Here is a 12,179-nt window from a genome sequence, read left to right as displayed (position 1 = left end):
GTTTTTAATTATTGTTATTTTTCAAAAAAAATAATAACACTGAGTAGTACTTTTTGTTTTCTCAGCTGTATTATATATAACAACAATTATTATGGAGCAAAATAGATACACACAAAACCTATTAAAGAAGTTTATTCTTAATCAATGTTCTAAAGAGGAAGTTGATGAAGTTGTACATTACTTTAAAAGTTTGACAGATTCTAATCAATTACCAACCGTTGAAGAAGTTTTGGAAATTTTAGAGGATAAGCCACTTATGAGGGAGAGTGATATTGTGCGCATTAAGAATAAAATATTAGCGATGTCACAAGAAGATTCTAAGTTGAAACTTAATAAGAAGTTCTATTTTGTAAAATATGCAGCTGCTGCGGCAATTTTTATAGGAGTTTTAACTTCTGTTTATTTCTTTAAAGATATTGTTTTTCAAAAGCAGATTGTATCAACTCCGGTAATTGTGCAAAAAAACACTTTCCCCGAGCCAGGAACAGATAAAGCGACACTTACTTTAAGTAATGGTAAGCAAATTGTTTTGACTAATGGTGCCTCTTTACAAACGCAAAATGCAAAAAGTAATGGCGAAGCTATAATTTATCAATCAGAGAAAAACAATACTGCTAAGTTGGTTTATAATTATTTGACAATTCCCCGAGGTGGAAAATTCATGATTAAATTATCGGATGGTACTCAGGTGTGGTTGAATTCGGAAACCCAATTAAAATTTCCTGTCGCCTTCATTGAAGGTAAAACCAGAGAAGTGGAATTGGTTTACGGAGAAGCTTATTTTGATGTTTCGCCAAGTACGATGCATAAAGGAGCCCATTTTAAAGTGTTAAACAAAAAGCAGGAAATTGAAGTTATAGGTACCGAATTCAATATCAAAGCATACAAAGACGAAACGAATAGTTACACCACTTTAGTTGAGGGTAAAGTCGATGTTAAAATGGAAAACGGAAAGCAACGATTAAAGCCTAATCAACAATTGAAACTCAATTTAAAAACTAATAATGTATCGGTACAAAACATAGATGTCTATAATGCAATATCATGGAAACAAGGTGTTTTTAGTTTTGAAAATATTACCCTGAAAGAAATGATGAAAGTATTATCTCGTTGGTATGATTTTGATTGTATTTTCAAAAATAAAGCAATCGAAAATGAAATTTTTGACGGAGTTCTAAGAAAAAACCAATCACTGGATGAAATATTAAAGAGTATTAAAAATTTTAAAATAATTAAAAACTATGAAATAAAAGACAAACAAGTAATTCTAGAGTAAAAAAGCAGAACGAAGTGTAAGAGTGCCCCCGGTATGAATACTTCAATATGTTTTTATTGACCAATTGTAAAACCAACCAAACCAAAAAATTATGAAAATTAAAGTACGTAAGGGCTTTACTCTTTATGGAGAAAAGCTTAAAGGAACTGTTTTGAGAGCATTTATCTTTTTGTGGTGTACCAATGTTTTTTGCCTTACTATGGATAAGACATTTGCACAGTCAAATGTTATAATAGAAAAAGATCAGTCAGTCACTATTTATGAGGTTTTTAAGATTATAAAGCAACAGACTGATTTAAACTTTGTTTATCCCAGAAAATTTTTCAAAGACAGTCCGGATGTTCAATTAAAAAAAGGAACAATTCCTGTTTCTAAGTTATTGCAACAGTGCCTTTCGAATTATAATCTTGACTTTGAATTAACAAATGACAATACCATCTTTATTAAAGAGAAAACAGTTGTTGAAGTCAAAGCCGTTCAGCAAAAAACGATAAGTGGAAAAATCACGGATGCTTCTGGTCAACCAATACCAGGTGTGAATGTGGTTGAAAAAGGAACTACAAACGGTGTTCAAACTGATTTTGATGGTAATTTTTCATTAAAGGTAAAAAGTGATAAAGCCATTTTAGTGGTTTCATATATTGGATTTAAATCCAAAGAAGTTGTATTAAACGGTCAAAACAAACTATCAATTAAATTAGATGAAGATTCTGCTAAACTCGAAGAAGTAGTTGTGGTAGGATATGGATCGGTGAAGAAAAAAGATTTGACAGGTTCTATAGTTTCTATTGGTTCTGAAAAACTAGAAGGCAGATCTAATGGAAATGTTCTTCAATCTCTTGCCGGACAGGCAACCGGAGTTCAAATTACGCAATCGCAGGGAGCACCTGGAATGGCGCCTACAATCAAAGTTCGTGGAGCTTCTTCTATTAATGCAGGAACTACTCCACTTTACGTTATCGATGGAATTCCATTAGAAGATAATACAACTAATTCAACCGATACCGGTATTAGTGCAGGAAGTAATTTGAGTTACAATAGAAATCCGTTGAATTCCATTAATCCAAATGACATAGAATCTATTGATATTTTAAAAGATGCTTCATCGGCAGCAATTTACGGTTCCCGTGGGGCTAATGGAGTTGTTATTATTACAACGAAACAAGGAAAAGCTGGCAAAACAAAAATTAATGCGACTCTTGAAACTGGGTTTTCACATGTAAATCGTAAAACAGATATGATGAATGCTTCTGAGTTTATTGCATTCAATACAGCTGCAAGAAATAATTCATGGGCTACTATTGTAGCAGCTAATCCATCGGCTACTAGAGGAAATAATGTAACTGTTCCTGTAGAGTTTTCTGACCCTATTTGGTTAGCCCGTATTGGGAATGGAACTGACTGGCAGGATGTGGTATTTAGAACCGCGCATAATAAAAATATTCAATTATCGGCTTCTGGAGGGAATGAAAAGACGCAATTTATGACTTCATTGGGTTATATGGACTCTGAAGGTGTTGTTGATAGGAATACTTACGATCGTATTAACCTAAGATCAAATCTAAAACATAAGTTTAATGATAATATTCGTATGGGATTAAACATAGGTCTTAGTCGAGTAAAAGAAGCGCCTTATGGGACAGGAGGGAAAAGTGATGTGGTAAGTTTGGCATTGCAAAGTGATCCTTTTTTTCCATTATATGTTGAAACAGGTAGTCTTGGTTTTAAAGATCCTACATCAATATGGAATACGTTTTCTAAATATGGTTTTCAACTTTGGCATCCTTATTCTTTAACAAGAGAGGCTACTGCAAAAAAAACAACTAATATTTCAACAGTTGCCTCTTTTATAGAATGGGATATTATAAAAGATTTAACTTTAAAAACTTCGGCAAGTTCTAATATTGAAAATACTGTTCATAATTTTTATTGGAACGCAGGTCAAAACTGGGGATATTCCGGATGGGTTCCGGCACAGGCTGATTTTAAAACGTTGCAATCTAATAACTGGATTTCTGAAACGACTTTGACATACAATAAAACATTTAATCAAAATCATAATTTAAATGTTTTAGCAGGATATTCAGCTCAGGAACAAACTTTAGATACAAGTACAATGACAGCGGGTAGTTTTCCAAATGATTTGGTACATACTTTGAATGCAGGTGTAGTTAATGCAGGGAACACTTTCTCGGAAGACTGGTCATTGGTTTCTTATTTGGCTCGTGCTAATTATTCGTATAAAGGTAAATATTTAGCTTCGGCAGCGATCAGAGCGGATGGTTCTTCTCGTTTTGGTGCTAACAATAGATGGGGTTATTTTCCTTCAGGATCTTTAGCATGGCGTATTTCAGAAGAAGATTTCTTGAAAGAGGTAGCCTGGATAAATAATCTTAAAGTAAGATTGAGTTATGGGGCAACCGGTAATAATCAAATCCCAAATTACGGTTCCATCGGAGTTTTAGGTTATAATTCATATGTGAGTTCAGGTACAGTAAATCAGGGAATATATACGTCTAATTTTGCGGATAAAAATTTGAAATGGGAAAAAACCGGTCAAACCAACTTTGGGGTAGATTTTAGTGCTTTAAACGGACGTATAAAGTTTTCAGGAGATATATATTATTCAAAAACAAAAGATTTATTGCTTAATGTACCAATCCCAATTCTTTCCGGTTTCTCTTCCACTTTGACCAATATTGGAGAATTAGAAAACAGAGGATATGAAGTAAATCTTACTACTCAAAATATCGATAACAAATTCAAATGGAGTACCGACTTTAATATTTTTGCTAACCGCAATAAAGTGTTGAAATTAGGTGTAAATGATGCTCCAATTGATATAAATGTGAGTAGTATGACATCGCGCACAGCTGTAGGAAAACCAATAGGGATGTATTATGGTTATGTTGTTGATGGAGTTATTATGTCAAAGGCTGAGTTAGACAGTAATGCATATCCAGTTTGGCCAGGCAGTGAAGCAGGAGATCCAAGAGTAAGAGATGTTAACGAAGATGGGAAAATTGATTCTAATGACCGTACTTATTTAGGAAATTATCAGCCTGATTTTCAATGGGGACTTACCAATAATTTCTCTTTTGCAGGTTTTGAATTATCCGTTTTATTGCGTGGTTCTCAAGGTGGAGAAATTTTGAATCATAATGCTCGCTATTTAAAATCAGGCGTTGGTGGTGGAAACCGTAATATGTATTCAGTGGTAAATAACTATTGGAAGTCAGATGCAGATCCTGGAGACGGAAAAACCCCTAAACCACGTATGTTACCTACAACAGTTCGTGATTTTGGTTCTAGTTATTGGGTTGAAGATGGTTCTTTTGTTCGAATTCAAAATATTCGAATGGGGTATAATTTACCGAAAAGCTTAGTTGAAAAATGGAAATTAAGCAATGTGAAATTTTACATAAATATGGAAAATGTACATGTGTTTTCTGATTATTTAGGATATGATCCGGAAGGTAGTACATATCAGTCTGGCGTAATGGTTGGTTTTGATTATGGAGCTTATCCAAATCCCTTTACAGCTACAGCCGGTGTAAATATCAGTTTCTAAAAATTTGATGAACATTTAAAACTTAAGAACATGAAAAAAATACTATATACCCTGCTATTCTGTAATTTATTCCTAATTGGATGTAGTTCGGATTTTTTAGATAGAGCACCTATTTCTAATGCTAATGAAGAGAATTTTTATAAATCTAAGGAAGACATTGAAACAGGATTATGGTCGGCTTATAATTCACTTTATACCTTATATGGACCTGAAAGCTTGCCTTCATTTTATGGCGAATTGATGTCTGATAATGCTTATAGTGATAATGCTGCCGGAAGAATTCAGGATTATGAAGGATTCGAATCGCACACAATGACGATTGATAATGAGTTGGTTTACAATTTTTGGAATAATTATTACAAAGCTATTTATGTTGTTAATAACATCATTGTCAATGCTGAGAAATTAGATTTTGCTTCCAGAGATGCTCTAATAGGTGAGGCAAAGTTTTTACGTGCTTTGTATTATTTTGATATGGTTCGTGCCTGGGGTGATGTTCCACTAGTGACTTCTCCTTTAAGTGTTGCCGATGCTTATGCACAAGGACGTACTCCAAAAGATCAGGTTTATACTCAAATTATTTCGGATCTTGAATTTGCTGCAGCTAAATTGCCGGTAAAAACAAGTCAGCGATTTGTAGGCGCTGCCAGTCAGGAAGCAGCGAATACTTTATTAGGGAAAGTGTATTTAACTATTGGGAATAAACCAAAAGCCGAAGAAACTTTGTTGAAAGTGTACGGTAAATTTAGTTTGGTTCCTTATGCTGATTTATGGAATAAAACAAAGAAGAACGGTGCATCGTCAATTTTCGAAATTCAGTATAAAGGTGGTGTTTCTAATCCTTATAGTTTGTATTGGGCAATGTTTACACCAGTTGATAACCGTGTGGTTACCGCATGGGGAGGAGGATTTAATCAAATAAGCAGTGATTTGTGGAATGCTTATGAAAGCGGTGATCCAAGACGTGATATTTCTATTCAAAACGGATATACGACTCCTAATAATTCATTTGTAAATGTGAAATTCACTATAAAATGGAAGGATGCCACTGCTCCTGTTGCGGGTTTAAGAGAAGCTTCGGATAATAATTTTATGATATTGCGATATGCGGATGTACTTTTAATGTTAACCGAAGCAACTTCAGATCCAAAATACCTAAACGAAGTTCGTGCCCGTGTCGGTTTGCCGGCTTATGGAGCTGTTGGTTATCCATCTCAGTACAATACAGTAGCACTTGCATTAGAACATGAAAGTCAAGTAGAATTTGCAAGTGAATTTCACCGCTGGTTTGATTTAGTAAGAACCGGAAGAGCCATTCAGGTAATTAAAAATAGTAGCAAAAACATCACGATTACTGAAGACGATTTATTACTACCAATTCCATTTTTGGTAATCAATCAAAATCCAAATGTGATTACTCAAAATGAAGCTTATAAATAAGATAGAAAATTAAATTAGTGGTTAGTTAGTTTGGACCGCTTATTTGTCGTATTGGCATTTAAGCGGTCTTTTTTTGGTCTATTTCAATTATTTTTTACTAAAAAATGAACGAACTCTGGATAGTTTGTTGTTTTCTCAACTAGAATAATTCTTAAACATATAAATCCATATTAATCGGGATAATCGGATGTTGAAGGTAGCCATAAGAATAATTACGGTCATAATAATTGGGATAATCCTCAGGTCGAAGGTTTCTTTGAAGAAAAAATTGGCAATACAATAAGTGGTGATGCCCTCTGCTACCGTTAGTCCGTAATTAACATACATGGCACCAAAAAAATAGCCCGGTTCTTTTTTGAATTTATAATGACAATGCGGACAATATTCGTTCATTTTAGGAAAACTGAATTTGAAAAAAATAGATTTTTCTTTAAAAACTTTTCCTTGATGACAATGTGGGCAATCGTTGTTTAGGATATGAAGGAGTGTTTTTGACATGATTCTTGTTTTTTATTCAAAGGTATTTATTAATCAACTGTTAGCTATTTTGTATATTCGCTTATTATAGGACAAAAAGGACATTGTTGCGATGAAAAAATATCCAATATATAGTATCGAACAATTCAATTGTAATTCGGTCAATAGTGATTTGTATGTCAATACTTTTAAGAATCATTTAATTAACCATAGTTTTGTGGAAAAACCGCATCGTCATAATTTTTATTTATTGGTGTTGTTTACCAATGGGTCAGGAATTCATGAGGTCGATTTTGATCGTTTTGAAATTGGACCCGGAAGTGCTTTTGTACTGCAACCTGGACAAATACATCATTGGATTTTATCAGAAGATATTGAGGGGTTTATTGTTTTTTATTCTGCTGAAATGTACAATTTGTATTTTGGAAATAAGACTATAGAAGAGTATCCCTTTTATTTTTCGATTCAAAATAGTCCCGAAATTGTATTGGATAATCAGGAAATAAAATCGGTTTTGCCTTATTTTGAAAGTTTGATGGCAGAAACGCAAACACTTAAAATTTTTCAACGGGATAAAATAATGAACCTGTTGGACATAATTCACATCGAATTAGCTCGTAAATACAATGAAATTCACGTTCACGAAACCCATACGTATAATGTGAAGATTAAAAATCTGGAACAGCTTTTGGAACAAAAATACAAAGAAGAAAAATCCGCGGCTTTTTATGCTTCAGAATTGAATATTACTTTGAAACACTTAAACCGAATTTGCAAGGATATCCTAAAAAAAACAACCACCGAAGTGATTGTCAATAGGGTTATTCTCGAAGCCAAACGCATGTTACTGGATAAAAACTGGACCGTTAATGAAATCGCTTTTGTCTTAGGCTATGACGATTATTCATATTTCAGTCGTTTGTTTAAAAAACACAGCGGGATGACTCCTACTGAGTTTCGATTTTTTAAGAATTGATTTTTTTGAGTTATTATTTTGCTTTATAAAATCTTAATTTATAGTTTGTTGAATAAGTTTAAAAATCTCATACGGTTTCTGAATTCCTATCAATTTTCCTTTTTCAGCTTTGCCATTACTATCAAAATGACCAGTACAAAAACTAATTGTTCCTGTATTATTAGCATTGTCTAATATACCAACATTTACGTTTAAATCAGAAATACTTTTCAATGAGTATGACTTATAATCTGTTCCAATTACCCCACTTCTAATCAATATTCGTTTATCCGTAAGTGCATAAAATGTTTTTTTATGATTCAATGGTTGGTAAAACAATGAAATTAGTGCTATCCAAACTGGTATGAGGTGAAAACCAAAAAAAGCAATTGTAAAAGTATCAACACTCGAAGAATGCTCTTTGTCTAAAAGCATTGGTTTTATAAAAAAAAAGAAATCAAAACTTCCCCATATTATTGCGAATATAAAAATTGGAATTAAGCTTGCCATAAATGGCAAAAAGTTTGGTTTGTCAGTCCATACAAATTTTTCATTTTCTGTTTTAATTTGTTCAAAATTTTCTGCTCTCATATCATTTGTTAATTTATAATGTGCTTTTGTGGTTACCACCAACGTTTTAGGGCTATGCGTTCGAGTTGCTCAACTTTGTTGGCACGGATTGCAAATCTGCTCTATCGGGTTTTTTGGCTCATATTAGGTGTTTTTAGTTTTGTAGCAATTCTATGTGCCTACAACTCAATAACATTAATATATCTCTTTTTTTGGTAAAAAGGCTATCATTTAGTATTGTATTTATTTTTCAAATATATAAAAATATCCTACAAAATAGCTAAAAGCTTTTTTGTTTTAGGGTTATTATTTTTATTAATTATTGAGGAAGTTTACCTGTTTTTGATTTGTCTGTGTTTCGGGTTAGGGATAGAAATGAAAATCCTTTTATTTTTTTCTTTAAAAATAAAAGATTGAAATGGATAGCCCGCCCGTAGGGAACCCTCATAAATAAAAAATAGTTTAAAATTTGAAGTAGCAATACTTCAAATTTTAAACTATTTATACGGAAAAGAATTATTTTATAATTTAATTTCAGTCATTCTGTCATCGATAAAACTAAATCCCCAACCTGGTAAATCATGTGGTTTGGCATAACCATTCTGAACGACCATTGGATTGTCAATCAATGGATCGACCCAGTCAAAAGATTCTACACCCACACCATTGGAAATGGTACAAACCAAAGGAACATCGTAGTCTTTATAATAATGGGGTAATACCGGCAGATGGAAACTCTTAGCCAACGCAGCACTTTCTCTCCAGGCTTCAACTCCTCCAATTCTCAAAATATCCGGTTGCCAGATATCCAAAGCATTTCGAGTAGCCAATTCTCGAAGCGGAAGACTGTCAAATTCTCTTTCGCCCATAGCCAGCGAAATTCCGGTTTGGTTTTTTAGTATTTCATAGCCCTGAAAATTTTGATGATGAATTGGTTCTTCAAACCAGTTAATGTTTAAATCACGGGCTTCACGAGCGAGTTTCATCGCTGATGGTAAATCCATTCCTTGATTAGCATCCATCATAATATCTACTTTGTCGCCCACAGCTTCACGTACCAAGCGCAAACGCTCTACATCGGTGCTGACTTTTGGCGAACCAACTTTAATTTTTACGGCTTTAAAACCACGGTCGGCATAATTGCTTACTTCTTCAATCAATTCGTCAATGGAATAAGAAATCCAGCCACCACTTCCGTAAATAGAGACTTTTTCTTTGTGTGTTCCCAAAATTTTATGAATAGGTTGTCCCAGGAATTTCCCCCAGGCATCCCACATCGCAATATTAATCGCTGCTTGTGCCCAACGTAATATTCCCTGATTACCAAAATATTCGGCTAAGTCGTCCAGTTTTTGGTAAACAGCTTGTGTCTCATTGGCTTTATATCCTTTTATAATTGGAATAATATCTTTCAAAGCTCCTACAATAGCATTTGGCGAATATTGAAAAGACAACAAATAAGATTCTCCTATGATGCCGTTTTCTAACTGAATACGCATCACAATAAATGAGATTTCGGTTAGGGTATGGGTAGCGTCTGAAATGGGTTTTTTTAGCGTGCTTGAGGCTTTGTATAATTTTACGTCTCTAATGGAAAGCGATGATGTCATTGAATTGTTGTTTAAGTATTACAATATTACAAATCTAAAGCTAGCAGTATTTACACCATAAAAGCAAAAACTAACACGATATTGGTTTTTTATCGTGTATATTTCTATTAATTTTGATGTTTTAATGTAAGATTAGTGTCTATGAAGGCAGAGTATAGAAGTATTAGTCCGTCGCCGGGGAGTTCGTTTAGAACCAGTATTTTTGAAGGAAAAGAATTTATTGCTTCCTGGCATTTTCATCCGCAATATGAACTGACTTATATTTTGGGCAGTAGTGGTATCAGGTATGTGGGCGACAATATGGCTAATTTTGAATATGGTGATTTGGTTTTGGTTGGTTCCAATTTACCGCATTGTTGGAAAACTGTTGGAGAACAAAAAGAAGATGTTCGTTGTATTATCATTCAATGGGATGAAGATTTGCTTAGCGATTGGTTAGAAAAAGAAGAATTTCAACATATTAAGCAGCTGATACAACAAGCTTCAAGAGGAATCCATTTTGAGAAAGAAAAAGCAAAGGAAGTAGAGTCAAAAATGCTGGAATTGATAGAGTTGCCTCCCTTTGAAAGGTTATTGTCTTTTTTGCAGATATTACAGCAATTGGCAATTCATACAAATTATAAATTTCTGGCAGGGCAGGGTTTTACTTCAAATTTGACCATCAAAGAAAGCGAGCGTGTCAATTTAATTTATAATTATGTAAAAGAGCATCATCATCAACAAATTAGTTTGGATGCGGTTGCAGAAAAAGTAGCAATGAATAAAGATTCTTTTTGTCGTTTTTTTAAAAAGACCTTTCGGAAATCTTTTTTTGAATTCATCAACGAATACAAAATTAGTATGGCAAGTAAAATGCTTATTAATACTGATTTGTCGACTTCTGAAATAGGCTATAAAGTAGGCTACAATAACCTGAGTTTTTTCAATAGACAGTTTCAGAAATTTGTAAAAATGTCGCCTTCTAAGTATAGGAAGATGTATCGGGATATATAAAAAAATGCCCCAAGTTTCCTTGAGGCTGATTCTATAAATTAAGATTTTTTCCTTTGAATCTATTTTGTGATTTTATTTGTTAGTTTGTTTTGAGATATATTTTCCGCATAGAATGACATATAAAATTAAAGCAAATATTGTGTATGAAAATTTTAGTATATCAAAAATGTATAAATATGGTATTGAAAACATTAATAAAATAATAAGAGAGTCCTTAATTTGGTTTAAGTAGGTTTTTCTGTTGTTTTTTAAAAGTTTATTATTAAAAATAGAAATCAATGTTAATAATAAAAAAATAAAAATTAGTGGTGTGAAAATGCAGAACGCTAATCTTTTATAATAATTTGAAAAACGAAATATATGGAAATCCCATATAGAATATGCTATTGAAAAAACAGTAAGTAGAAGAATTGTAATTGACAGCCCAATTCTAAGACCCTTTTGAAATTTTTGATAGAAATTTGAAATTTTAATATATGTAATGGATATATTTTCTAAATCATTGTTGAAAATAGTAAAAAGATCTCCTTTTATTCTTTTTCGGAAGATAAAATTATTTGCAGTTTCAGAATGTAATATTAGATGAGGGTCAATATCATTTATTGCTGCTTTTATCTCGTTTATTTTTTCAAGATCTTTATCGAATGTTAATTTGTAAAATTTATAAGCGTCTTGAAGGGTTATAGCTTCAATTTTACTTTCTTTATCATATGAAATTAAATGTAGTTTTCCTGTAAATAGTTCATTTGATGAAGTTTTTATGTCAACTTTAGTGTAATAAATATCTTTTATCGAATGATGAATATTATTTTGTTTATTTGAATTTGTTAAATATTGCCAGCTATTTTGAAATTGGAAAACAGAAAAACGTTTCTCTAATCCTAAATAAAAAATAATTCGGTTTAAAAAATAACCCAATAAAACGGAAAATGTGTAAATTGAAAATAAAAGTTCAATTGTTTGAATTATACGCGTTTCAGAAATAAAAATTGTAGGTAACTTATTTTCATAAATACAAACAAATGTATCCGTGATGTCTGTAACTTGTATGTCAAATTTAATTTTATAAGGAGAAATAATATTAAAGAAGTAAATCGAGAGACAAAAAGAAACAAGCATTAGTATACTGCTCAACATATTCCACAATAGTCTTTCAAATGTATTTCCAGATTCAAAGGAACTTTTAAAATCTCCAGAAAAAAAAGCTCTTCGGAATAAAATACCCGGAAATAAAAATACCATTATATAAATAATGGTATTGAAGGCGATATTAATATTCATTTTTAA

The 12,179-nt window shown here is 32.5% G+C and carries 9 protein-coding genes; 5 read left to right on the top strand and 4 right to left on the bottom strand.

Annotated elements, in window-relative coordinates; genetic code table 11:
• Positions 1 to 91: 91 nt before the first annotated feature.
• From AAEO59_RS00145 to AAEO59_RS00135, 3 genes are all read left to right on the top strand, one after another.
• On the top strand, positions 92 to 1,276 hold the full coding sequence (locus AAEO59_RS00145; protein WP_341698736.1) for a FecR family protein: 1,185 nt from the start codon (positions 92 to 94) through the stop codon (positions 1,274 to 1,276).
• A gap of 91 nt (positions 1,277 to 1,367) precedes the next feature.
• A complete protein-coding gene (locus AAEO59_RS00140; RefSeq protein ID WP_341698735.1) occupies positions 1,368 to 4,847 on the top strand; it encodes a SusC/RagA family TonB-linked outer membrane protein in 3,480 nt (1,159 codons plus the stop codon).
• A 30-nt stretch (positions 4,848 to 4,877) separates the two neighbouring features.
• Positions 4,878 to 6,287: a RagB/SusD family nutrient uptake outer membrane protein gene (locus AAEO59_RS00135; RefSeq protein ID WP_341698734.1), complete on the top strand. Its 1,410-nt coding sequence runs from the start codon at positions 4,878 to 4,880 to the stop codon at positions 6,285 to 6,287.
• Between the two features lie 135 nt (positions 6,288 to 6,422).
• On the opposite strand, the gene AAEO59_RS00130 is transcribed toward AAEO59_RS00135, so the two are convergent.
• Positions 6,423 to 6,785, bottom strand: coding sequence for a DUF983 domain-containing protein (locus AAEO59_RS00130; protein ID WP_341698733.1), 363 nt, complete (start codon positions 6,783 to 6,785; stop codon positions 6,423 to 6,425).
• Between the two features lie 91 nt (positions 6,786 to 6,876).
• On the opposite strand from AAEO59_RS00130, the gene AAEO59_RS00125 reads away from it, so the two are divergent.
• Positions 6,877 to 7,740, top strand: coding sequence for a helix-turn-helix domain-containing protein (locus AAEO59_RS00125; RefSeq protein WP_341698732.1), 864 nt, complete (start codon positions 6,877 to 6,879; stop codon positions 7,738 to 7,740).
• A gap of 33 nt (positions 7,741 to 7,773) precedes the next feature.
• Here the strand turns inward: AAEO59_RS00125 and AAEO59_RS00120 are convergent, their stop codons facing one another.
• A complete protein-coding gene (locus AAEO59_RS00120; RefSeq protein ID WP_341698731.1) occupies positions 7,774 to 8,310 on the bottom strand; it encodes a PH domain-containing protein in 537 nt (178 codons plus the stop codon).
• A 500-nt stretch (positions 8,311 to 8,810) separates the two neighbouring features.
• Positions 8,811 to 9,899 carry a mandelate racemase/muconate lactonizing enzyme family protein gene (locus AAEO59_RS00115; protein WP_341698730.1) on the bottom strand — a complete coding sequence of 363 codons (1,089 nt, stop codon included), beginning with the start codon at positions 9,897 to 9,899 and terminating at the stop codon, positions 8,811 to 8,813.
• Positions 9,900 to 10,040: 141 nt separating this feature from the next.
• Here AAEO59_RS00115 and AAEO59_RS00110 point away from each other — a divergent pair, with 141 nt between their 5' ends.
• Positions 10,041 to 10,892, top strand: a complete 852-nt coding sequence (locus AAEO59_RS00110; RefSeq protein WP_341698729.1) for an AraC family transcriptional regulator — start codon at positions 10,041 to 10,043, stop codon at positions 10,890 to 10,892.
• Between the two features lie 72 nt (positions 10,893 to 10,964).
• On the opposite strand, the gene AAEO59_RS00105 is transcribed toward AAEO59_RS00110, so the two are convergent.
• Positions 10,965 to 12,173: a hypothetical protein gene (locus AAEO59_RS00105; RefSeq protein ID WP_341698728.1), complete on the bottom strand. Its 1,209-nt coding sequence runs from the start codon at positions 12,171 to 12,173 to the stop codon at positions 10,965 to 10,967.
• Positions 12,174 to 12,179 lie beyond the last annotated feature (6 nt).

This window comes from Flavobacterium flavipallidum (assembly GCF_038289905.1).
GTDB classification, from domain to species: domain Bacteria; phylum Bacteroidota; class Bacteroidia; order Flavobacteriales; family Flavobacteriaceae; genus Flavobacterium; species Flavobacterium flavipallidum.
The sequence above is the reverse complement of the archived record's forward strand: the minus strand, read 5'-3'. Positions and strand labels throughout refer to the sequence as shown.